At 64.8% G+C, this 23,634-nt stretch carries 20 protein-coding genes; 14 read left to right on the top strand and 6 right to left on the bottom strand.

The genetic code is table 11. From position 1 onward, the window contains the following. Positions 1-19 precede the first annotated feature (19 nt). Entirely contained in the window at positions 20-820 is an 801-nt protein-coding gene (locus FRC98_RS07885) for a tetratricopeptide repeat protein (RefSeq protein ID WP_146980756.1), read from the bottom strand. Between the two features lie 203 nt (positions 821-1,023). On the opposite strand from FRC98_RS07885, the gene FRC98_RS07880 reads away from it, so the two are divergent. The 4 genes from FRC98_RS07880 to greA all read left to right on the top strand — a co-directional run bounded on the left by FRC98_RS07880 (position 1,024) and on the right by greA (position 7,777). Beyond that, entirely contained in the window at positions 1,024-1,617 is a 594-nt protein-coding gene (locus tag FRC98_RS07880) for a hypothetical protein (RefSeq protein ID WP_146980755.1), read from the top strand. Between the two features lie 248 nt (positions 1,618-1,865). Then, entirely contained in the window at positions 1,866-3,755 is a 1,890-nt protein-coding gene (locus FRC98_RS21405; protein WP_230467411.1) for an alanine/glycine:cation symporter family protein, read from the top strand. A 122-nt stretch (positions 3,756-3,877) separates the two neighbouring features. Next, positions 3,878-7,126 (top strand): carbamoyl-phosphate synthase large subunit, encoded by a 3,249-nt coding sequence (gene carB, locus FRC98_RS07870; RefSeq protein ID WP_146980754.1) that lies wholly within the window; start codon positions 3,878-3,880, stop codon positions 7,124-7,126. Between the two features lie 177 nt (positions 7,127-7,303). Then, a complete protein-coding gene (gene greA, locus FRC98_RS07865; protein WP_146980753.1) occupies positions 7,304-7,777 on the top strand; it encodes a transcription elongation factor GreA in 474 nt (157 codons plus the stop codon). A gap of 93 nt (positions 7,778-7,870) precedes the next feature. Here greA and lon read toward each other — a convergent pair whose 3' ends face one another. Then, a complete protein-coding gene (gene lon / locus FRC98_RS07860) occupies positions 7,871-10,267 on the bottom strand; it encodes an endopeptidase La (protein ID WP_230467410.1) in 2,397 nt (798 codons plus the stop codon). A 278-nt stretch (positions 10,268-10,545) separates the two neighbouring features. Between lon and FRC98_RS07855 the strand changes: the two genes are divergently transcribed. Genes FRC98_RS07855 through FRC98_RS07845 form a run of 3 tightly spaced genes read left to right on the top strand, consistent with a single transcriptional unit; the run spans position 10,546 to position 13,356 of the window. After that, the gene (locus FRC98_RS07855) at positions 10,546-11,427 is read left to right on the top strand and encodes a hypothetical protein (RefSeq protein WP_146980751.1); all 882 of its coding nucleotides are present in this window, start codon (positions 10,546-10,548) and stop codon (positions 11,425-11,427) included. After that, positions 11,405-12,610 carry an MFS transporter gene (locus FRC98_RS07850; RefSeq protein ID WP_146980750.1) on the top strand — a complete coding sequence of 402 codons (1,206 nt, stop codon included), beginning with the start codon at positions 11,405-11,407 and terminating at the stop codon, positions 12,608-12,610. Before FRC98_RS07855 ends, FRC98_RS07850 begins: the two co-directional genes overlap by 23 nt. Before the next feature lie 59 nt (positions 12,611-12,669). Then, positions 12,670-13,356: a deoxynucleoside kinase gene (locus FRC98_RS07845; protein WP_230467409.1), complete on the top strand. Its 687-nt coding sequence runs from the start codon at positions 12,670-12,672 to the stop codon at positions 13,354-13,356. Positions 13,357-13,359: 3 nt separating this feature from the next. Here the strand turns inward: FRC98_RS07845 and FRC98_RS21400 are convergent, their stop codons facing one another. Beyond that, complete coding sequence (locus tag FRC98_RS21400) at positions 13,360-13,506, bottom strand: hypothetical protein (protein WP_230467408.1); 147 nt, start codon at positions 13,504-13,506, stop codon at positions 13,360-13,362. Positions 13,507-13,601: 95 nt separating this feature from the next. After that, positions 13,602-14,900, bottom strand: coding sequence for a CBS domain-containing protein (locus FRC98_RS07840; RefSeq protein WP_146980748.1), 1,299 nt, complete (start codon positions 14,898-14,900; stop codon positions 13,602-13,604). A 95-nt stretch (positions 14,901-14,995) separates the two neighbouring features. Here FRC98_RS07840 and FRC98_RS07835 point away from each other — a divergent pair, with 95 nt between their 5' ends. Next, the gene (locus FRC98_RS07835) at positions 14,996-15,979 is read left to right on the top strand and encodes an NAD(P)H-quinone oxidoreductase (RefSeq protein ID WP_230467407.1); all 984 of its coding nucleotides are present in this window, start codon (positions 14,996-14,998) and stop codon (positions 15,977-15,979) included. Between the two features lie 2 nt (positions 15,980-15,981). Here FRC98_RS07835 and FRC98_RS07830 read toward each other — a convergent pair whose 3' ends face one another. Then, positions 15,982-17,328, bottom strand: coding sequence for a serine/threonine protein kinase (locus tag FRC98_RS07830; protein WP_146980747.1), 1,347 nt, complete (start codon positions 17,326-17,328; stop codon positions 15,982-15,984). A 196-nt stretch (positions 17,329-17,524) separates the two neighbouring features. Between FRC98_RS07830 and FRC98_RS07825 the strand changes: the two genes are divergently transcribed. Genes FRC98_RS07825 through meaB form a run of 6 tightly spaced genes read left to right on the top strand, consistent with a single transcriptional unit; the run spans position 17,525 to position 22,743 of the window. Continuing rightward, positions 17,525-18,385 (top strand): 3-hydroxybutyryl-CoA dehydrogenase, encoded by an 861-nt coding sequence (locus tag FRC98_RS07825; protein ID WP_146980746.1) that lies wholly within the window; start codon positions 17,525-17,527, stop codon positions 18,383-18,385. 10 nt (positions 18,386-18,395) lie between these two features. Beyond that, positions 18,396-19,181, top strand: a complete 786-nt coding sequence (locus FRC98_RS07820; RefSeq protein WP_146980745.1) for an enoyl-CoA hydratase/isomerase family protein — start codon at positions 18,396-18,398, stop codon at positions 19,179-19,181. A 15-nt stretch (positions 19,182-19,196) separates the two neighbouring features. Continuing rightward, positions 19,197-20,324, top strand: coding sequence for an acyl-CoA dehydrogenase family protein (locus tag FRC98_RS07815; RefSeq protein WP_146980744.1), 1,128 nt, complete (start codon positions 19,197-19,199; stop codon positions 20,322-20,324). A gap of 33 nt (positions 20,325-20,357) precedes the next feature. Then, positions 20,358-20,783, top strand: a complete 426-nt coding sequence (locus FRC98_RS07810; RefSeq protein ID WP_146980743.1) for a cobalamin B12-binding domain-containing protein — start codon at positions 20,358-20,360, stop codon at positions 20,781-20,783. A gap of 32 nt (positions 20,784-20,815) precedes the next feature. Further along, positions 20,816-21,778: an acyl-CoA dehydrogenase family protein gene (locus FRC98_RS07805; protein ID WP_146980742.1), complete on the top strand. Its 963-nt coding sequence runs from the start codon at positions 20,816-20,818 to the stop codon at positions 21,776-21,778. Continuing rightward, on the top strand, positions 21,778-22,743 hold the full coding sequence (gene meaB, locus FRC98_RS07800; protein WP_146980741.1) for a methylmalonyl Co-A mutase-associated GTPase MeaB: 966 nt from the start codon (positions 21,778-21,780) through the stop codon (positions 22,741-22,743). Before FRC98_RS07805 ends, meaB begins: the two co-directional genes overlap by 1 nt. Positions 22,744-22,808: 65 nt before the next feature. On the opposite strand, the gene FRC98_RS07795 is transcribed toward meaB, so the two are convergent. Beyond that, positions 22,809-23,633 carry a hypothetical protein gene (locus FRC98_RS07795; RefSeq protein WP_146980740.1) on the bottom strand — a complete coding sequence of 275 codons (825 nt, stop codon included), beginning with the start codon at positions 23,631-23,633 and terminating at the stop codon, positions 22,809-22,811. Between the last annotated feature and the right edge of the window lies 1 nt (position 23,634).

Below are 23,634 nucleotides of genomic sequence, written 5' to 3'. Positions count from 1 at the left end.
CGTCGTTGCCAGCGATGCCTTAAAGCGTCGCCAGGCGGCGCTCGATCTCCGACTTGAAGGTAAACTCGGGATCGTCTTCCAGAATCTTGTGGTAGAGCTCTTTGGCCTTATCTGCCTGGCCGGCACGGTCCAGCATGCGCGCCTTCTCATACTGCGCAAACTGCGCGCGCTCCGGAGCATTTTCAGCCACCGCGTCCCAGGCAGCCGCCGCATCATCGGTCTTCTCAAGCGCCGAGAGGGTGTTGGCAAGGCCCACGCGCGCCATCACCTTCATCGCGTCACTGGCCTCACCGTCGAGTACCTGGCGGTAGAGACCTTCGGCCTCTTCCAACTTATTGAGCTGGAAAGCCGCAGCGGCCTGCGTCAGGCGCGCATCTGCGGCGATGGGGCCGCGGTCGAAGTCAGCAAGGGTCGCGGCAGCAGCATCGTAAACCGTCTGCCACTTCTCTTCTTCGGTCTCGAAGATGTTGGTCGGCTCGGCCAGACCTTCCTGAGCGCGGATCGCCTCAAGCTCCGGCGAGCCTTCCACGTACCACTCATAGGCCGCCAGGCCCTTGCTGAGCCGGCTGGAGGCCTCAACCTGCTGCCCTTCAATGTACTGAAGCCCCAGAATCACGCCCAGCACCGCCACGACCACGGCGATGATGCCGCCGAAGACCACGCTGCGGTTGTCTTCAATCCAGGCCGTAGCCTGCAAAGTGGTGCGCTCAAATGCGTCGAGATCATCGCCACTGCCAGCGCCCAGCGCGGCGGCAGCTTCCATCTCGTCGAGGCCTTCCTGCTCGGGTGCCTCACCCTGCTTCTTAATCTTGATCGCCATCTCTTCTCTCCTTAACCTGAGCCCGCTCAATCGCGCCGCGCGCAACCTCGGGAATCCGTACCCACGAGGCCTCTTCGGGCTCTCGTTTCGGGCGTCGCCGGAAACGAATGGGTGCGGACTATATGCAGGGCACCATAAGGTGTCAACGCAGACCACACGCCCCCGCAGGCGCTTCGCTTCCCCTTTAAACTGGACCCCATCGCATGCTCGAACCGCGGAGCAAACCTCGCTCCTCTTCCCCGACTCTGGCCCTTCTTCTCACGATCATCGCGTGGGGCCTCACCACACTCCCTACCCCCGACGAGGCGCACGCCTGGGAGGGCCAGCTCTGGGCTGGCGCCGGCCTCAACAACACACTGGCCCCGGCGCCCTCCGCTCTGGGCCGCTGGGGGCCGGGGCTGCAACTCGGCGCCAACCTGCAGCTCGGCGACTTCTGGAAGGTGGGCGTCGACCTCTCCGCCTCCTACCACCCGGCTCAGGTCGAGGGCGAAGATAGCTTCCAGAGCCTCGTGGTGAGCGCGGCCGCCCTGGAGGCGCGCTACGCCCTCGACGTCTTCACCTACATCCCCTACGTGGGCCTGGCCGGCGTCTTTTACCCCACCGGCCCGACCTCCGAGCGCGCCCCGAATGGCGAGCGCCTGGGCCTGCGCGCCACCCTGGGGGCCGACTACCGCTACAGCCGCACACGCTCGCTGGGGGTGGCCTTCGACATCCATGCACCGATGACCGCCCCCCAGAACTTTCCTCTTTACGCCGGCGTACGCGCATACTTCGCGTGGCACTTCAGAACTTTCTAAACAATCACTTCAAAAACAAACCCTCAACCCTCGCCCGGCAGCCCGACGCGCTGGCGAGGTTGCCTGATCACGGCCGGCGGTGATAAACCATCGGGTCCATTCCGGTTTTTCTGCACCGCGGTCGACAGCGACTGTGCGGACGCGCCCTCGCCGGGCAGACGTCCAGCCCGGGTGTCCGATCTTCTCCAGAAGCGAGAAGAGCTGACCGTCGACGCGGTGTCACGTGCGCACTCTCGCGAAGGTCACCCATGAAGCCATTTTTGAAGCCTACTCAGCGCTACGCCCTCATCATCGGGCTGATCATCCTGGTCAGCGTCGCCGTCGGTGTCTCCAGCGGCGGCGACCTCAACAAGATCGACCAGCGCTTCGGCCTCATTGTCTCCGCCATGGCTGCCATTCCCTTCGGCACCGTCCCCGGTCTGCTCGCCGGCATCTGGTCCTTCCTCAATCAGATTCCGCTTGTGGTGCTCGTGCTTATCAGTGGCGCGATCTTCTTCACCTTCCGCTTCGACTTTGTGAACCTGCGCGGCGTCAGCCACGCCGTCAAAGTGGTCGCCGGCAAATACGACGATCCCAACAACCCGGGGGAAGTCACCCACTTTCAGGCGCTCTCCACCGCCCTCTCCGCCACGGTCGGGCTGGGCAACATCGCCGGCGTTGCCATTGCGGTTGGCATCGGAGGGCCGGGCGCGGTCTTCTGGATGATGGCCGCGGCGATCTTCGGCATGACCAGCAAGTTCGCCGAGTGCACCCTGGGCCAGATGTACCGCAAGGTCGACGCGAACGGCGCCGTCCAGGGCGGCCCGATGGTGTACCTGCGCGACGGCCTGGCCGAGATCGGACGGCCCGTGCTCGGCCGCTACCTCTCGGTGATCTTCGCGGTGCTCTGCATCGGCGGCTCCTTTGGCGGGGGCAACATGTTCCAGGCCAACCAGAGCTTTGCGGCGATGGCCAACCTGGTGCCCTGGTTCGGTGGCGAGCGCGCCCGCGGTGAAGTCACGCTGGTGAGCGAAGCCCCGATGGAAATGGACTACGCCCGCCACCTGGCACGCTTCTCGGCGCCCTCCCCCCTTGAGACCGAAGACGTCCTCTACTTCAACCCGGCCGAGCGCCTCGACGTCAGCACCGCTGACTGGACGCGCGGCGACGACGGCCGCTGGACGCTGGCGCTCGATGTCGTGGCCGCCGACGCCGGACACCGCTTCGACGTCGCCGCCGGCGCCATCTCCACCCTGGAGCTCGCGCGGGTCGAAGGCCGCCAGGTCAACTGGACCAACCCCGTCGGCGTCGACGCCCTCAATGAGGCTCCGGTCGCCGGCGGTGTTCAGCCCCGCAGCTGGATCTACGGCATCGTCATCGCCCTGCTCGTCGGCATGGTCATCATCGGCGGCATTCAGAGCATCGGCAAAGTCGCCTCGAAGATCGTCCCGGCGATGTGCGTGATCTACGTGGCCGCAGCCCTCTACATCCTCCTGAGCAACTTCACGATGATCCCCCGCGCCGTGGGCATCATCATCGGGGAGGCGTTTGCGCCGAAGGCCGGCCTGGGCGGTCTGGTCGGCGTGCTCATCGTCGGCATCCAGCGCGCCGCCTTCTCCAACGAGGCCGGCGTGGGATCGGCCGCCATCGCCCACTCCGCTGCCCGCACCAAAGAGCCCGTACGCGAAGGCTTTGTCGCACTCCTGGAGCCTATGATCGACACCCTGGTCGTCTGCTTTATGACGGGCATCGTGGTCGTCATCACCGGCGTTTACGCTGACCCGGCCACAGCCGGCCTGGAAGGCGTCGCGCTGACCTCGGCGGCCTTTGAGACCGTCATCAGTTGGTTCCCCTACATCCTCTCCATCGCGGTCATCCTCTTTGCCTTCAGCACGATGATCTCCTGGTCCTACTATGGCGAGCGCTGCTGGAGCTTTCTCTTCGGCGCGAACAGCTCGATGATCTACCGGGTGATCTTCCTCTTCTTCGTCTTCCTCGGCTCGGTCTCCAGCCTGAGCAACGTGCTGGACTTCTCCGACCTGATGATCCTCTCGATGGCCTTCCCCAACGTCCTGGGCGCGGTGCTGCTCTCCGGAAAAATCCGTGCCGCGCTCATCTCCTACTGGGATCGGCTGGAGGCTGGCGAGTTCGACGTCTGAGCAGAGCTCCGCTGGCGAGGCGATGGAAGCGCACAGGCGCTTTGCATCGACGGTGGGTTTTGGCATAGTCCGCGCGTCCCGGGGCCGATTTTGCCCCGCAACACGCGTTTGAGGAGTGCGCCATGCCACGCCGTCACGATCTGAAGTCGATCTGCATCCTGGGCTCCGGGCCCATCGTCATCGGTCAGGCCGCCGAGTTTGACTATTCGGGCACCCAGGCCATCCGCGCGCTGCGCGCGGAGGGTTTTCGGGTGATCCTGGTCAACTCCAACCCGGCCACCATCATGACCGACCCGGAGCTGGCCGACGCGACCTACATCGAGCCGCTCACCCCCGCGTTTGTCACGCGCGTGCTCGAGAAAGAGCGTCCCGATGCCGTGCTCCCGACCATGGGCGGGCAGACCGCGCTCAACATCGCGATGTCATTGCACGAAGACGGCACCCTGGATCGCCTGGGGGTGGAGCTCATCGGCGCAAAACCGGAGGTGATCACCCGCGCCGAAGATCGCGAGGAGTTCGCCAACACCATGCGCGCCATCGGCGTCGACCAGCCTGCCGCCGGTGTGGCCCGCTCGCTCGATGAGGCCTGGGAAATCCAGGCCCGCGTGGGATTCCCGGCCATCCTGCGCCCCTCCTTCACCATGGGCGGAAGCGGCGGCAACATCGCCTACAACCGCGAAGAGTTCGCCGAATACGTCAAGTGGTCCCTCTCCCAGAGTCCCACGGGCGAAGTCCTCATCGACGAGAGCCTGCTCGGCTGGAAGGAGTACGAGCTTGAGTTGATGCGCGACAGCAACGACAACGTCGTCATCATCTGCGGCATCGAAAACGTCGACCCGATGGGCGTGCACACCGGCGACTCCATCACCGTGGCGCCCATTCAGACCCTGACCGACCGCGAGTACCAGGCGATGCGCGACGATGCGATCCGCATCATCCGCGCCGTCGGCGTGGAGACCGGCGGCTGCAACATCCAGTTTGGCGTCTGCCCCCAGACCGGCCGCCGCGTGGTCATCGAGATGAACCCGCGCGTCTCCCGCTCCTCGGCGCTTGCGAGCAAGGCCACCGGCTACCCCATCGCCAAGATCGCCGCGCTGCTCTCGGTGGGCTACACCCTCGACGAGCTCCTCAACGACATCACCCAGAAGACCGCGGCGGCCTTCGAGCCGGTGCTCGACTACACCGTGGTCAAGATCCCGCGCTTTGCGTTTGAGAAGTTCCCCGACGCTTCCGACACGCTCACCACGCAGATGAAGTCGGTCGGCGAGGCGATGAGCATCGCCCGCACCTTCCCCGAGGCCTACCTCAAAGCGTTGCGAAGCCTGGAGCAGCGCGACAGCGGACTCTTCGCCGACATCGACCTGCCGGCCGACGACGCCACCCCGGTGCAGATCGAAGAGTTCTTCGCGCCCCACCTTCGCCGCCCCACCCCGCGGCGACCCTGGTACGTCTTTGAAGCCCTGCGGCGCGGCCTCTCCCTTGAGACCGTCCACCAGCACTCGCGCATCGACCCCTGGTTCCTCGATCAGTTCCAGCAGGTCGTTGAAGTCGAGCAGCTCTTAAGCGCCGCACCCGCCGGCAGCTGGCCGGCCGACGAAGACATCTTCCTGGCCAAGCGCTACGGTCTGGGCGACGCCGACATCGCCCGCATCCTCGGTCGCACCGAGCGCGAGGTGCGCGAGCATCGCCAATCCATCGGAGTCACACCCACGTTCAAGCAGGTCGACACCTGCGCGGCGGAGTTCGAGGCGGTCACCTCCTACTTCTACTCCAGCTTTGAGACCGGCAGCTGCGAGTCGCAACCCGATGATCGCCCCGGAGTCATGATCCTGGGCGGCGGTCCCAACCGCATCGGCCAGGGCATCGAGTTTGACTACTGCGCGGTGCACGCGGTGATGGCGCTTGGCGAGGCCGGCTATCGCACCATCATGGTCAACTGCAACCCGGAGACCGTCTCCACCGACTACGACATCAGCGACCGCCTCTATTTTGAGCCCCTGACCCTGGAGACGGTGCTGGCCATCATCGACATCGAAAAACCCGAAGGTGTCATCCTTCAGTTCGGTGGCCAGACCCCTCTCAAACTCGCCGCGGCCCTCACCGAGCTCGGCATCAAAGTGCTGGGAACCTCTCCGGAGGCCATCGACCGCACCGAAGATCGCGAGCTCTTCAACGCCATCGTCGAAAAGCTCGAGCTCAAGCAGCCCGACGCCCGCACCGTCATGACATGGGAGCAGGCCCAGAAGGCTGCCTCCGAGCTCGGCTTCCCCATGATGGTACGCCCCAGCTACGTGCTCGGCGGACGCGCGATGGAAGTTGTCTACGATGCTCAGAGCTTCGAGCAGGTCTTCTTGCGCGCGCAATCCGAGTCGCCCGACAACCCGGTGCTCCTCGATACCTTCCTGAGCCGGGCGGTCGAGGTCGACGTCGACTGCGTCAGCGACGGTACGCTTGCCGTGGTCGGCGGCATCATGGAGCATATTGAAGAGGCCGGCGTTCACTCCGGCGACTCCGCCTGCGCGCTCCCCTCCCACGACCTGCCCGAGGTGGTGCTGCGCACGATCCGTGAGCAGACCTTAAGCCTGGCAAAAGAGCTCAACATCGTCGGGCTGATGAACGTGCAGTTCGCCGTCCAGGACCGCAACGTCTACGTGCTTGAGGTCAACCCGCGGGCCAGCCGCACCATCCCCTTCGTCTCCAAAGCCATCGGCAGCCCGCTGGCCAAGATCGCCGCCCGCGCCATGCTCGGCGAGTCGCTGGAGGAGCTGGGCTTCACCGAGGAGCGCGTCCCGACGTTCTTCTCGGTCAAAGAGAGCGTCTTCCCCTTCACGAAGTTCCCCGAAGTCGACAGCCTGCTGGGCCCGGAGATGCGCTCCACCGGCGAATGCATGGGCATCGACCCCAGCTACGAGATGGCGTTCTACAAGGCCCAGGTTGGCGCGGGCAACGCGCCGCCAACCGGTGGCACGGTCTTCATCAGCGTCAAAGACGACGACAAATGGGCCAGCGTGCCGGTGGCGCGGGGCCTGAGTGAGCTCGGTTTTAACCTTCTGGCCACACGCGGCACCGCCGCCTACCTCACTCAGAACGGCCTCAAGGTCACCCCCATCAACAAGGTGCGCGAAGGCCAGCCTCATATCGTCGACGCCATGATCAACGGGGAGGTCGACATCGTCATCAACACCACCGTCGGCGGTCAGGCGGTGCACGACAGCCGCACCATCCGCCGCGCCGCGTTGCAGCTGGGCATGACCTACTTCACCACCCTGGCCGCCGCGCGCGGCGCCGTCGGCGCGCTGGGTGCCCTGGCCAAAGCCTCCCCCACGGTGCACTCCATTCAGGAGCTTCACGCCCCCCAGACTGCCCGTTGATCTATTTGCCGGGCTGTCCCATACTTACCTGAGCGACACGCCGCCGAGGCGCATCGCGACTCTTTCAGACAAGCCGCCCCCCATCCTGGTTCGCCACGATGGGGGCATTTATTTCTAAGGCACAGCGCCACGTCTCTGGACGCGAGCGCTCGTGTCCTGCTGCTCATGAGGCAACCCATGCAAAAGATCCCCATGACCGTCGATGGCCATCGCAAACTTCGCGAAGAGCTCGACAACCTCAAAAAAGTCCAGCGCCCGCGCATCGTCCAGGAGATCGAAGAAGCCCGTGCGCACGGTGACCTTAAAGAAAACGCCGAGTACCACGCCGCCAAAGACAAGCAGGGCTTCGTCGAGGGGCGCATCCGCGAGATTGAAGGCAAACTCGCCCACGCCCAGGTGATCGACACCGATGAGCTCAGCGGCGACCGCGTGATCTTCGGCGCCTTCGTCACCGTCTTCTTCCTGGATACCGACGAAGAGAAGACCTACCAGATCGTGGGCGACGATGAGGCCGACATCAAAGAGCTCAAGATCTCGTACGCCAGCCCCATCGCTCGCGCGCTGATCGGAAAAACCGTCGGCGACGAGTCGGTCATTAAAGCTCCGGGCGGCGACCGCGTCGTGGAGATCATGGAAGTCGAGTTCCGTTGATCATCGCCGGCAGATTGCACCGCCCATAAAAAAGGCCGCCCTCATCGGGCGGCCTTTTTTAGTTATGCTCTTCTATGCCTCTTCACCGGGAGCTTATTCAGCGCTGGCCTCACCGGAAGCCTTCTCGCCACCGATGGTCCACGTCCCTTCTTCAAAGACCAGCTCCGGCAGCACGCTGACGTGCTCCACGAAGTGGAAGTCGAGCTCTTTCTGGATGTCTTCGGAGACGTCCATCAGGTCCTTCTTGTTGCGCGCCGGCAGGATGATGCGCTTGATGCCAGAGCGGTGCGCAGCGAGCACTTTCTCTTTGATGCCCCCCACGGGGAGCACGTTGCCGCGCAGCGTGATCTCACCGCTCATCGCCACATCACTGCGTACCTTCACGCCGGTCAGGAGGCTCAAGAGCGAGATGTACATCGTGATACCCGCCGAAGGACCATCTTTGGGGATGGCGCCGGCCGGCACGTGAATGTGGATGTCGTTCTCGCGCATGAAGTTCGGCGCGAGTTCGTAATCCTCAGCGCGGCTGCGGATGTAGCTCAGCGCGGCACGCACCGACTCCTTCATCACATCGCCCAGCTGTCCGGTGAGCACGAGCTCACCCTTACCCGGCATGCGCGTCGACTCGATGAAGAGGATGTCGCCGCCGGCAGCCGTCCACGCAAGGCCGGTGGCCACGCCGGGCGACGAGGTGCGCTGCGCGACTTCGTACTGGTAGCGCTCCGGTCCCAGGTAGTCAGCGATGTCATCAGGCTCGACCGTGACGCTGATCTCCTGGCTCTCCTCCTCGGACTTGCCCAGGTTCTCGGCAACCTTCACCGCCACACCACGCGCGATGTCCGCGATGCGTCGCTCCAGGCTACGTACGCCCGCCTCGCGGGTGTAGTTGCGGATGATGATGTCGAGCGCCTCATCGTCAATGCGCAGGTTCTCCTCGGTGATCCCGTGCGACTCCAGCGCTTTGGGGATGAGGTACTGGCGCGAGATGTGGTGCTTGTCCTGGGCGGTGTAGCCCGGGATCTCAATCACATCCATACGGTCGCGAAGCGGCGCCGAGATCGTGTCGAGCTGGTTAGCCGTCGCCACAAAGAGCACGTTGGAGAGATCGACCGGCACCTCCATGTAGTGATCGGAGAAGTTGTGGTTCTGCGCCGGGTCAAGCACCTCCAGCAGCGCCGCCGAAGGATCACCTCGGAAGTCGCGACCGATCTTATCGACCTCATCGAGCATGAACACCGGGTTGTTCGTGCCGGCCTTACGCAGCGCCTGCACAATCCGTCCGGGGAGCGCGCCGACGTAGGTGCGACGGTGCCCGCGAATCTCGGACTCATCGTGCACGCCACCCAGGCTGATGCGCACAAACTTGCGACCGAGCGCCCGCGCCACACTGCGCCCCAGGCTGGTTTTACCCACGCCGGGAGGGCCCACCAGGCACAAGATCGGCCCTTTCATGTCGTTCTTGAGCTTGCGCACCGCCAGGTACTCGATGATGCGCTTCTTCACCTTATCGAGGTCATAGTGATCCTCATCGAGGATCGTGCGCGACTCCTGGATGTTGAGCTTATCCTCGGTGGACTTGCTCCAGGGGATGTCGAGCAGCGTCTCCAGGTAGGTGCGCGTGACACCGTACTCGCTCGACGCCGGCTGCATCATGCGCAGGCGGTTCATCTGCTTGCGGCAGACCTCCTCGACCTCTTTGGGAAGATTCGCCTCTTCGATCGCCTGAGCGATGTCTTCGAGGTCGCCGCCCTCCCCATCGAGCTCACCGAGCTGCTCTTTGATCGCCTTGAGCTGCTGGCGCAGGTAGTACTCGCGCTGATTCTTGTCGATCTCTTCTTTGATCTGACTTTGAATCTTGTCGCTGACCCGCAGCACCTCCAGCTGGCGCGCCAGAAGCGTGACCACCTTGGTGAGACGCTCCTTAAGATCGACCGTCTCCAGGATGGCCTGCTTCTCTTCGGGCGTGTTCTCCATATTGGCGACCACGAAGTCGCAGAGCTGGCCGGGATCGTTGACCCCGTCGACCATCTGGGAGGCCTCTTTGGGCATCTCCGGGATGAACTTCACGACCTGCTTGGCGGTGCTCTTCAGGTTGAGGAAAAGCGCCTCGATCTCGACCTGCTGCTCCGCGCTGAGCTCCGCTTCGGGCTCGAGCACATCGAAGTTCCCGATGAAGTAGGGCTCTTCCTGAGTGATCTCGTTGAGGCGAATGCGCTTCTGCCCCTGAATGATCACGCTGTAGTTATCGTTGGCGATCTTCACCACTTTGAGGATGCGGGCGACCGTCCCGATCTCATAGAGATCGGAGGCGACCGGATCGTCGGTGTCGGCGTTTCGCTGGGTGAGCACCGCGATCGGCTTCTCGTTTTTGACCGCGTCCTCGATCAGGCGAACGCTCTTGGGGCGGCCCACCGCAAGGGGCACGACCACCTGGGGAAAGAGCACCGTGTTGCGCAAGGGCAACAGCGCCAGATCCTGGTTCTTTTCCATCGGTTCTTGGGGAGTGCTTTCTTGTTCTTGCGACATATTTTTATCCTGGGCCTCGATCCGAGGCGTCCACTCTTTTGAGCGTGGCTCGCTCGTTGACAACTTGCCCCGTGGCTAACATCGTGCACCTCCCTTTTGGCGCGCCAGCGCGATGGCGTCAACCTTCGCGTGCCAGCCGGGAGGCGCATCCACGACGCGCCAACTCTAGGCACGTTTTCCAGATCGCAAAGCAAATGACGTGCCCGCAGCGCCCTCGACCTCTCTGAGGCAGCGAGTTTTTTATGGATGACAACTCCCAGGACAGGGGTCTTCTCACGCGCATCCCCGCCCCCCGTGCGGTCCGCACGCTGGGGCGAGTCGGAAAGATCGGTGCCCGAAAGATGGGCGCCCGCGTGCAGAAGGCCGGCCAGAAGATCGCAAAGCGCCTTGCCCATGAGATGATCCAGCCGGAGCAGATCACCGCCATTCAAGGAGCACTGGCCCGCTTCGCTCAGTGGGGTATGGAGCGTGGCTTTGCCCTCGACCCCAACGCCGCCCTCTTCTTCGAGTACCTCGACTGGCTCGACGCCCGTGAGGGGCGCGAGGCGGTGATGACGCGGCTGATGCTCAGCCCCATGTTCCAGGACCCGGCCTTCCTGGAGGCGATCACCCGTGCCGCAGCCCTCCTCTCCCCATTTGCGCCGCCACAGGCCTCCGAGACCTGGGGCATGGACGAGGTCGAGCGACTTAAAGACCGCGCCGGCCAACGACTTCTCGAACTTCTCGTCAGCCTCACCGAGCTCACCACCGACGAGCCGGCCCCCGCCTCCGGCACGGTCGCCGCCCGTCAGGATTACATCGCTCACGCCGAGATCCCCGAGCGTTTTCGTACCCTGGCGAAGATGGCCCTGGGTGAGCAACTCGACGCGGCGAAGCCCTCCGCAACACATCGCGCCTCCTCCACGCTGCGCGATCTCTCCCAACGCCTGGATCGCTCCGGCGAGCGCCAGCGCAGCCTGACGCGTTTTGTACCGGGGCTGGGCGATGCGCATCTTCACTTTCTGGTCTTCTCCACCACGTTTGTGATGCAGAGCTACCTGCTGCGTCACCTGGTCGAATCCTTGCCCGAGATGGCCGCGCGTCTGCGCGAGCTCGAGCCTCATGACCTCCCCCCTCAACGCTGACCACGAGCTGGGGGGCGCGCGCGCCGGCGCGCTGGCGTTGATCTACGCCACGAGCCTGGCCACGGTGCTCATCTTTACCTACCTCCCTCGCCACTTTGAGGCGCTGGGGTTGAGCGGGGCGATGATCGGCACGATCTTCGCCGCGCGCACCATCGCCCAGAGCGTCGCAAGCCCCTTCTGGGCCACGCTGGCCGACCGACAGGACCGCCTCACCGCCACCACCCGCGCCCTGCTTGTCAGCGGCGTCGCGGCCGTGGCCGCCCTCCCCTTTGTGTCCGCGCCGCTGGCGCTTTTGAGCGTGCTGGTCGCCTACGCGCTGACCGCCGGATGTGCCCTGCCCCTGATCGATGCGCTGACGCTGCGTGCGGCCGGCACCGAGGGGTTCTCTCGACTACGCGCCTTCGGCTCGGCCGGCTTTGGCCTGGCGGCGCTCGGCGCTGCTGCTCTCGGCGTCTACCACTCCCACGCTGAGATCGCGGCGATGACGCCCTGGGCGCTGGTGATCGCGACCGCCCTGACCGCCCTCGCCACACTCGGACTTCCTAAAGGTGAACGCAGCCGAGCCCGTCCTCGCCCCGACTGGAGCCACTTTAAAGAGCTGTGGCGCGCACCGCTGGTGGTGATCTTCGCCATCGCCGCGCTGCACTGGGCCTCCCAGATGCCCTACAACCTCTTTCTGGTCTTCCTCTGTGAAGAGCGCTCCTTTCCCGCCTGGAGCCCCGGACTGGCCGTAGGCGTGGGCATCGCCGCCGAGATCGTGGCTTTTGCAATGGCACCGCGTCTGCTCAAACGCATCGCACCTTTGCCCCTCTTCGCGTTGAGCATCGCGCTGACAGCGCTGCGCTGGTTCATCACCGCGACCACCACGAGCCTGCCCGTGCTGCTCGCGGCCCAGCTCGGCCACGCCTTTAGCTACGGCGCCTTCTATGTGGCGATGATGGCGATCCTCGATCGTCGCATTCCGCGGGAGGTTCGCGCCACCGGCCAGGGCGCGCTCTACCTTGTGGTCTTCGGGCTGGGGGGCGCGCTGGGCGCGGGCCTGGGCGGCGTTCTTCTCGACGTGGCCCCGGCCTCCCGAACCTTTGCCGCAGCCGGGTGGTTGGAAGTCGCCGCACTCATCGGCCTTCTGGCCGCCTGGCGATGGTTGCACCGCGATGCCACCACATTCTTGCATCACCCCTGACCCCGGCTACACTGCCGCCGATTCAGGCAATGATTTCCCCTGTGAATGCTGAGCTGAACATGACCACTGCCCCCCGTCACTTCATCGCGCTGGCCGGAAACATCGGCGCCGGAAAGAGCACCGCCGCCAAGATCATCGCACGCCATTTTGGCTGTGAGCTCTTCCATGAGCCGGTCGTCGACAACCGCTTTCTGCGCAACTACTACGGCGACATGACCCGCTGGAGCTTCACGCTACAGATGGAGTTCTTGCTGCGCCGGGTTGAGCACCACGGCCAGATCGATCGCATGCGCGCCTCCTGCGTCCAGGACCGCACGCTGATCGAAGACCCCGAGATCTTTGCCAAATACCTGCACGGTCTGGGGCATATGACCGACAATGAGCTGGATCTCTACTTCGACTTCTTCAAGCGCTTCAACCACTCGATCCGCCAGCCCAACAAGGTCATCCTGCTGCACACCCCGGATACCCGCGTCTTGCTCAAACGTATCGCCGAGCGCGGTCGCGAAGAAGAACGCGGCATCACCAGCGACTTTTTGCGCGGCCTCAACGGCTACTACGAGACCTTCGCCCAGGTCGCGCGCCGCAAGTACGGCCTCGACGTGCTGGAGATCGATGTGACCAGCCGCGACTTTCGCAGCGGCCAGGAGCGCAAACGCTTCCTCGGCGAGGTCGCCGAGTTCATCAACCGCGACCTCGCTCCCAACGAAGAGCTCCCCCTCTCGATGGAATCGGAGACGGACTGAGACTCAGCCCGCGACGAGCTGCAGCACGATAAAGCCCAGCAAAAAGAGCGCACCGAGCACCAGCAGCAACATCATGAACTTTTTGGACTGCTCGGCCTCGCGGTGACGCTGGGCGCTCTCTTTTTTCTTACGGCGACGCTTGGGGGCCATGAACATCTCCTGACTGCAATTCGGGCGTGATAGGCGCGACGGACGCGCTCAAGGTGAAGAGGCAAGGTATAAAAGCGTAGCGATCGGGCGCAAGCCTATTCGGCATCGTCACTGTAGAGCCGACGCAGCGCGTCGCTCCGCGAGATGATCCCCACCAGCGCGCCCTCATCAAGCACCGGCAGTCGGCCAATGTCGTGTTCGGTCATCCGTTTGAGCGCCTCGCTGAGCGGCTCGTCTGGCGAGGCGCTGATCACCCGCTGACTCATAAAGCCGGCCACCGGGATCTCCCAATCGCCGCGCCTGGCCGCCTGCTCTACGTCGCGCCCCGACACCACGCCGACCACCTCGCCATCGCGCACCACGGGCATGCCATGCACGCCCCAGCGCTCCAGGCAGCGTCGAAACTCCTTGAGCGTCGTATCGTGCGCCACGGTCTGCACCGGGGAGCTCATTACGTCGGCGACATCAAGCGGGTCGACCGGCCAACTCTGCAACTTCTCAAAGATCGCCGACGCCACCTCGTCCGCATCGCCGGGTTTGATCTTCGCTGCGGCTGCGGCCGGATGTCCACCTCCCCCGAACGCCCCCATCAACGTGGCCACATCCAGGTGGCGTGTGTTGCTGCGCGCGATCACCTGCACAACTTTCGAGCCGGTCTGCTGCGCCACCAGAACCAGCGCGTCGACCCCGGTCAGCTGCAACACCCGCTCCACCACCACCGCCGCGCCCTTGACGTAGGCCTCGCCAACATGGCTGGCCAGCGCCAGGCGTAACCCCTCGCGCTCGACCTCCCGGGCCGAACCCATCACCTCCACCAGAAGGCGTTGCTGATCGGCGCTGAACTCCTGCTGCAGGTAGCGGTTCACCACCTCCAGACGCGCGCCCTGCTTTCGCAAATAGGCCGCCGCCAGAATGTCGCGCGCGCTGGTGTTGCCGAACGAAAGCCTCCCGGTGTCGGCATAGAGCCCCAGCATCATCAACGTCGCGTCGCCCACACTCAGCGCCCCCCCCTCTTCCTCCAGACGCTCGCAGATCAGGGTGACACACGCCCCCACCGGCTCGATCACCTCCACATCCGCGGCCACGTCGTCCTGAGAAGGAGCGTGATGATCAAATACAACCACCCGCTGCGCCTGCTCCATGAGCGCCTGATAAGGCTTCAGCCGGCTCAACGAACGCGTATCCACCACGATCAGCTCTTCAATCGCCTCGCCATGCAGCGCATCTACCGTCGTCAGTTCAAGGCTATCTTTATGCAGCGCCAGATACCGCTTTACCGAGGGACTGACCGGTCCGGCGAGGCAGGCTCGCACGTCGGGCCAGAGTCGCGTGACCGCGATCAAGGTTGCCAGCGCATCAAAATCGGCGTTGCTGTGGGTGATCACCACACGCATGAAGTCTCCCTTTGAGTTGTAGCTCGTTCTAAGGTGTGCATGGTCTGCTCGTCAGGCCCGCCCAGACTAAACTCCTCTCGCATGTGAGCAAGGCTATGATGAACGCCATCGCCGTTGACACCTCCGCCGACTCCCCGCAGCTCATCTGGACCGAACATCCCCGCCCCAGGCCCGCGGCCGGCGAGGTTCTGATCAAGGTGCACGCCACGGCCGTAAACCGCGCCGATCTTTTGCAGGCGCGCGGGCGCTACCCGGTCCCCACGGGCGCCAGCACCATTATGGGGCTGGAAGCCGCCGGCGAGGTCGTCGAGCTGGGCGAAGGCGTCGAGGGCGTTGACGTGGGCGATCGCGTCTGCGCCCTGCTCACCGGCGGAGGCTACGCCGAGTATGTGACCTCGCCAGCCTCACTGCTCTTGTCCCTGCCCCACAACCTCTCCATGGACGAGGCCGCCGCGCTTCCCGAGGTCTTTTACACGGCCTTTCTCAACCTCTACCTCGAAGGCGATCTTAAGCCTGGCGAACGCGCGATGATTCATGCTGCGGCCTCGGGCGTGGGCACCGCCGCATTGCAGCTCTGCGCCCTCACTGGCAACCCGGTCATCGGCACCGCCAGCGCCTCCAAGCTCGACACCATCCTGAAGTTAGGCGCAGAGCGCGCCATCGACCGCCGCTCCGAAAACTTCGCAGACGTCGTCCGCGAATGGACCGAGGGCCAGGGCGTCGACGTGATCCTCGACCCGGTGGGCGCCGACTACCTCGACGCCAACCTGCAAAGCCTCGCCACCGGCGGACGTCTCGTGATCATTGGCCTCCTCAGCGGTGCCAGCGCCGAGCTCTCGCTGGGCCGCCTTCTGATGAAACGTCTGCAACTCAAAGGATCGGTCCTGCGCAGCCGCACACTCGCCGAAAAAGAGGCCATCACCCGTAAGTTCAAAGCCCGGGTCTGGCCTCACGTCCTCAGCGGAGAGCTTCGCCCCATCATCGAGAAGATCCTCCCCATCGAAGAGGCCGATGAGGCACACCGCCTGCTCGCCACAAACCAGACCACCGGAAAGATCGTGCTGAGCGTCACAGGCTGAGCTTAGCCGCGCGTCGAGAGGTAGATGTAGGTAAAGAGCAGCGCGCAAAAGATCAGCACCACGCTGAGCGCGATGAGCACAAGCGCGTTGTTCCCCTGGCGCAACATCGCCGCAATCGAGCGCGACGAAGCCTTCTTTCCCCCCACCTCACCACGAGCCGTATCGCGCACGCCATCGGTCGGAGCCGCAGCAGGCTGCGCGCTGATCGCACGCGCCGAGAGCCCCGCCGGCGCGGCGCGATCGACGGTGGGATCGACGTTATTGCCGATGATGCGATCGCCCGGCACCATCACTCGCCCCTTTCGAGCGGAGCCTTCCGGTGTGCCCACCCGCAACGCCTGGCCGGACGCCTTACCCGCCAGCGACTCAAACGCACCAAGCGCCGCATGAGCGTCGGCGTAACGATCACCGGGGTTTTTGGCCATGCACGTGCGCACAAAGGTCTCCAGCCCCGCCGGCACCTTCAACCCGGGCCGCGGCTCCAGATCAGGAATGGGCTCCAGCTGATGCATGCGCACCATCTCCTGCGGCGACTTCGACACGTAGGGCAACTTCCCGCACACAAGCTCATAGAGCATGCAGCCCAGCGCGTAGATGTCGGTGGCCGGACCAATATCCGACTCCCCCCGGCATTGCTCCGGGCTCATATACGCCGGCGTCCCGAAGAGCAGGCCCACCGCGGTGCGCGCCGATTGCGGATCCTGCTGCAAGAGCTTGGCGATGCCAAAGTCGAGCACCTTGACGATCTGCTCATCGCTGGAGCGCCGGTACGAGAGGATGATGTTCTCCGGCTTCAAATCGCGGTGCACGATGTCCAGGGAGTGCGCCTCGCGCAGCGCCATTAACATCTGGCGCACGATCTCCAGGATCGCATCGATCTTCAGCCCGCGCCGCACTGCCTTGCGCAGCGAGACCCCGGCGACGTGCTCCATGGCGATGTACAGAAATCGCTCATCTTCGCTCACCCCAAAGTCGTAGAGCGTCACGCAGTTCGGATGCGAGAGCTTGGCCAGCACCCGCGCCTCCTGCGCGAAACGATCCTGGCCGCCGGGCCCCGTGGAGCTCGCGGTGCGCTGCCCCATTAAGGTCCCTTCAACCTTGTCGGCATGAAAAACCTTGAGCGCCACCATGCGATCGACCTGCGCCTGATACGCCTTATAGACGTAGCCCATCGACCCGCTGCCCAGGATCGCCGCCACGATGAAACGCTCGCCAATGCGCCGCCCCAGCAGGCGGTCATCGGGATGGCTTGCGTGCTCAGCCTCCTCGATCGCAAAAAAGCCGTCGCCCGAGGGACACGGCGCAAAAAGCTGCTCCACCCTGGTCTTACAGTTCGGGCATATGGCCATCCAGAAACCCGTGTTCAAGGTCACTCAGCGCAGAAAGATTCGTGCCCTGACTATCGCACAGCCCACCGGCGCTGACCAGCCAGTCAAGGGGCGGTGATTTGACCCTTTAAAACTCGCCATGCTATCGAATCGGCGAGCACCGCAGCGCGGGGCAATCAACCAGGCAATCTGCCAACACTTTTTAGCTGGAGGACGTATGTCGAGCACGATTCAATCGATTGGTGTGGTGGGCGCAGGTCAGATGGGCAACGGCATCGCGCAGGTGGCCGCGGTGGCCGGCTTTGACGTGATCCTCTCCGACCTTAACCAGGACGCGCTCGACGCAGCCGTCGCGTCGATTACCAAAAGCCTCGACAAGCTCGTGAGCAAAGAGCGCCTGGGCGCCGACGATCGCGACAAGGCCCTTGGCCGTATCACGACCACGACCTCCATCGAAGACTTCTCCAAGAGCGACCTCATCATTGAGGCCATCGTCGAGAACCTCTCCATCAAGCTCGACCTCTTCAAAAAGCTCGACGAGATCGCGCCCGCACATGCCATCCTCGCCAGCAACACCTCCAGCATCTCCATTACGCAGATCGCCGGCGCCACCACGCGCCCCGACAAAGTCGTGGGCATGCACTTTATGAACCCGGTCCCCCTGATGAAGCTCGTCGAGCTCATTGAGGGCCTGGCCACCAGCGATGAGACCAGCGCGGCGGTCAAAGCGGTGGCCGAGAAGATGGGCAAGACCACCGTCTTCGCTCAGGACTACGCCGGCTTTATCGTCAACCGCATCCTCATGCCCATGATCAACGAGGCGGTCTACGCCCTGATGGAAGGCGTGGGTTCTGTGGAAGACATCGACACCGCCATGAAGCTCGGCACCAACCAGCCGATGGGCCCGCTGACCCTGGCCGACTTCATCGGCCTGGACACGTGTCTGGCGATCATGGAGGTCCTGCACAACGACCTGGGCGACAGCAAGTACCGCCCCTGCCCGCTGCTGCGTAACTACGTCAACGCCGGCTGGCTGGGCCGTAAGAGCGGCCGCGGCTTCTACAACTACAACGCCTAAAGGAGGGGAGATGACGACGTTTGAAACTCTGAAACTCGAGCGGCTTGAAGGGGGCATCGCCCTCCTGACCGTCAACCGACCCGACAAGCTCAACGCGCTCAACGCGCAGGTGCTCAGCGACCTTCATGAGGCGGCGCTCTCGCTCAAAGACGACGCCTCGTTGCGCGCGCTCGTCCTCACCGGTGAGGGCCGCGCCTTTGTCGCCGGCGCCGACATCGCCGCGATGTCCGACATGAGCGAAGAGGCCTCCTACGAGTTCTCCAGCCTGGGCCACCGCGCGATGAGCGAGCTGAGCAACCTGCCGGTGCCGGTGATTGCGGCCGTCAACGGGTTTGCGCTCGGCGGCGGGCTGGAGCTCGCGCTGACCGCCGACCTCATCTATGTCAGCGAGAAGGCCAGGCTCGGACTTCCCGAAGTCGGCCTGGGCATCATCCCGGGCTTTGGCGGCACCCAGCGCCTGGGCCGCCGCATCGGCTGGCAGCGCGCCAAAGAGCTCCTCTTCACCGGCCGCACCATCTCGGCCGACGACGCCCTGGCCTACGGCCTCGCGCTTGATGTGCTCCCGCTGGAGGGCTTCCTCGACGCGATCATTGAGATTGCGCGCACCATCGCCTCACGCGGCCCGCTGGCCATTCGTGCCGCCAAACAAGCGATGGTTCAGGGCCGCGATCTTCCGATCGACCAGGCCAACCAGAAAGAAGTCGAAGCCTTCTCCGGACTGTGGAACACCCACGACCGCGCCGAAGGCATGGCGGCATTTCTCGAAAAGCGCACCCCCACCTACGAGGGGCGCTAACGCGCCGGAATCTGCATGAACCTGCAACTTACCCCGACCCAACGTGACGTGCAGGCCCGCGCCCGCGAGCTCTGCGGCGAACACATCGCCCCGCGCGCCCTCCTCCGCGACGCCAGCGCCGAGTTCCCGCTCGACGATCTTCGCCGCCTGGCCGACGCCGGGCTGATGGGCGTCAACATCGCCGCTGAGCTGGGCGGGCTTGAGGCCGGCGTCGTCGCCTACAGCCTGGCCGTGCAGGCCGTGGCCAAAGCCGACCCGGCCGTCGCCGTCACCATGGCAGTTAACAATATGGTCGGTGAGGTTCTGGCCTACTTCGGTACCGACGCGCAGAAGCAGGAGCTGGTGCCGAAGATGACCTCCGGTGAGTTCTCCAGCGGGTCGTTTTGCCTCAGTGAGCCCGGCAGCGGCTCGGATGCCGCCGGCATGCTCACCCGCGCCACCCGCACCTCCGAGGGGTGGCGCATCAACGGCACCAAGGCCTGGATCACCTCCGGCGCCTACGCCGGCGTCTTCCTCGTCTGGGCCCAGACCAGCGTCGATGGCGAAGATCCGGGCATCTCCCTCTTCATCGTCGACCCGACGCTCGAAGGCATCTCGGTGGGGCCGCCCGAAGAGAAGATGGGCCAGCACGCCTCCAACACCGTCTCCCTTGCCTTTGACGACGTACTCATCCCAGCCGATGCGGTGCTCGGTGAGCTCGGCAAAGGCTTTCGCATCGCGATGATGGCGCTTGATGGTGGCCGTATCGGCATCGCCAGCCAGTCCATCGGCATCGCCGACGCCGCGCTGGAGCTCGCCACAGAAGCCGGCGTGGGCAAGCACCCGCAAAGCGCCGACGCCTTCGAGATGATGCACGCCCGCGTGGAAGCTGCCCGACAGCTCACCCTGCGCGCGGCCTGGCTCAAAGAGAGCGGATCGAGCAACTTCTCGCGCGAGGCCAGCATGGCCAAGCTCATGGCCTCGGAGGTCGCCAACGAGGTCGCGCGTCAGTGCCTGGCGCTGGTCGGTCCGGCGGCCGCCGCCTACGACCACCCGCTGGCCAAACTCGTACGCGACGCGCGCGTCACCCGCATCTACGAGGGAACCAGCGAGATCCAGCGCGTTGTCATCGCCCGTGATTTGATCCGAAACGGCGCGGCCTGAGCGCCCCGCTTTACCCCTTAAAGGTGTTGTCTTATGTCCGACGCCAACGCTCCTCATCCCACAACCTACCGCGTGCTCATCGGCAAGCCCGGCCTCGACGGCCACGATCGCGGCGCCAAAGTCATCGCCCGCGCGCTGCGCGATGCGGGCTTCGAGGTCATCTACAGTGGTCTTCATCAGACCCCGGAGATGCTCGTGCGCACCGCCATCCAGGAAGACGTCGACTGCGTGGGGCTCTCCATCCTCTCCGGCGCGCATAACACGCTGATGCCCGAGGTCGTGCGCCTGCTCAACGAGCAAGGCGCCGGCGACATCTTCGTCTTCGGCGGCGGCATCATCCCCGAGCCGGACATCGCCGAGCTCAAAGCCGCCGGCGTGCGCGCGATCTTCACCCCGGGCACGCCTACCACCGAAGTCATCGCGTTTGTGCGCCAGGAATGTGAGCGCAAAAACGCCTGAGCCGCCCCGGCCTCCTCTGCAGTCGAGTCGTTATGAACTTCCAGATCACCGAAGATCAGCAGATCCTGCGCCAGACGGTGCGCCGCTTCGCCGACGAGAGCCTCAGCTCCGACGCCGCGCTCCGAGACCACTCCCCGCAGAGCGCCTGGCCCACAACGCTGGCCGACCTCGGATTGTGGAGCCTGGCGGTGCCCGAGGCCCAGGGCGGCGCAGGCTTCGATCTGCTCACCGGCGCGCTGGCCATCGAGGAGCTCGCCGCGCGCGACGCGTCGGTGGCCTGCGCCGTGGCGCTGACCAACGCGGTGGTGGTCCCGGCGCTGGCCGCAGGCCAGCACCCGTTGCGTGACGCCATCGCCGCCGGAAGCTCGCTGGCCGGCGCAGGTTGGCAGGCGACGAGCGCCGGAGGCGTGCCCGAAACGATCAACATGGCGCCGGCCGGCGCCACCCACCAGGTCAGCCATGAGCTCGATGGTGGGAGCGCCCGCTGGGTTCTCTCGGAGCTGGGGGGGGAGAGCCGCTCCCCCTCGACCGGCCTGCGAGCCTTATCGCAAGCGCCCCTGAGCACATCGGGCGAAAACGATCTTCTCGTGGAGGACCCCGCCCTCGACCGCGAGGCCTACATCCGCACCGGCGCCCTGCTCGCAGCTGTCGGCGTCGGTATCGCCGCCGGCGCGCTTCGCCTGGGGTTGGCCTACGCCGATGAACGCCACCAGTTCAAACGCCCCCTCCACGGCTTTCAGGCCATCCAGTTTAAGCTCGCGACGATGGCCACCGAGGTCGAAGCCGCCCGCCAGCTCACCCACCGCGCCTGCCTGACCGCCTCGCCACGCGACAGCCGCCTGGCGCTGCGCCTGGCAAAAGAATGCGCCTTTAAGGTCGCCGACGAAGCTCTGCAAATCCACGGCGGCTACGGCTACACCCGCGAATACCCCGTGGAGCGCCACTTCCGCGACGCGGTCCAGCTCTCCACCCTCGACCTCTGGGAGCTGCGCTGATGACATCCGCCGACCTCGCCACGCGCATCCTCAACCGTGAGCCGCGCGCTGCCGCACGCCTGATGCGCCTTGTGGACGACGGTGCCCCGGCCGCCCGCGAGGTCCTGGCGCGCCTCTCCCCGCATACCGGCAACGCCTACATCCTGGGCGTCACAGGCAACCCGGGCTCGGGAAAATCGACGCTGGTCAACCGCCTCATTGCCCGCCTTCGCGCCCTCGACCAGACCGTAGGCTGCGTGGCCATCGATCCCACAAGCCCCTTCTCCGGAGGAGCCATCCTGGGCGACCGCGTGCGCATGCAAGAGCACGCGATGGACCCGGGCGTCTTCATCCGCTCGGTGGCCACCCGCGGCAACCTCGGGGGCATCTCCCGCTCCACGCCGGCGATGGTCCAGGTGCTCGACGCGATGGGTTTCGACTGGATCATCGTCGAGACCGTCGGCGTCGGTCAGGACGAGGTCGATATCGTGCGCCTGGCCGACACCAGCGTGGTGGTCCTTGTCCCCGGCCTCGGCGACGACGTGCAGGCCGATAAGGCGGGCCTGATGGAGATCGCCGACATCTTCGCCCTCAACAAAAGCGACGTCGCCGGGCACGCCCGACTTCAGCGCGAGATCCGCGCTATGCTCGCCCTGCACCGCCAGGCGCGCAGCGACGCCGAGAGCTGGTTCCCGCAGATCTGCCCCACCCGGGCAAGCGAGGGCGAAGGCGTGGAGACTCTCGTCGAGACCATCTTCGAGCACCGCGAGTGGCTGGAGGAGTCCGCGCCGCTGGAGCTGCGCCGACGCGAGCGCGCCGAACACCTCATCGCCCTCATTGCGCGCACCGAGCTTCACGCACGCCTTCAACACGCCGCGCAGACCGACCTCATCAAAGAGCTCGCCACACGCCTCGTCGACGGGCAGACCAACCCCTACGCCGCTGCCGACCAGGTACTTGAGGCCATCCTCAAAGCGTCCTCCTGAAACGCCATGAGCCCCGGAGAAAACCTCCGGGGCTCATGGTTTTTTTACGCTTACGAAGCGGCGTTTTACAACGCGGAAGGCATCGTCGAGACCGACGCAGCGCGCACCATCGCCTCGGTGCCCAGCGCCCCTTCATCCAACGACGGGCTGATGTCGATCACCTCACCGGGACGCCCCTGCGAGCCGATGGTCTCCACCGCGCTCACGATCGGGTCGAGCGCCCCGATAGCCCACTGGTTCAAGTCAAAGTTGAACACCAGGGTCTGCTCTCCGGGGCTCAGCTCCACATTGGAGAGCGCAAAAAAGATGGCCCGCTGACTCTCGTAATGAAAGGGCGTCCAGCTCTCATCGATCGTCCAGGCGCGCGTGCGCTCAAAGGGAAGCGGCAGAGGGTTGCCATCCTCGTCTTCGCCGCCGACCTTCCCCATCGCGCTATCGCCGTAACGCACAAGGCCGTTGAGCTCCAGGCTTCCCACCGGGAGGTCCAGGCCCTCCTCCTCGTTGAGCACATCGCGCTCCTCCGGACTCAGCGGCTCCAGTCGCACGCTGACCAGATAACGGCCGGTTTGAGGAAACTCCACCGCGTGCCCCCGAATCGCAGTCTCCCCTTCGGAAAGATCAAAACTCAGACCAAAGGGTTGCGTCGTAGAGTACGCGACCTCCGAGCCTATGACCGGCTGCAGGCGAATCTCGGTGATCGTCAGTCCAACCTCCTCCAGGATCAGCTCTTCGGGGAGCTCCCCGATCCCGCTGAGCCGAAACTCGGGGGTCACCACCGCCGCCTGACTTCGCGCATCAACCGGCGAATGTTCTCCTTGAGCGTCAGGCGCCGCCTCTCCGCAGGCTATGACGCCACTCAACATCAGCATTGCCAGAAGTCGTCTTTTCATA

The organism is Lujinxingia vulgaris, from assembly GCF_007997015.1.
Classification (GTDB): Bacteria; Myxococcota_A; Bradymonadia; order Bradymonadales; family Bradymonadaceae; genus Lujinxingia; species Lujinxingia vulgaris.
The sequence above is the reverse complement of the archived record's forward strand: the minus strand, read 5'-3'. Positions and strand labels throughout refer to the sequence as shown.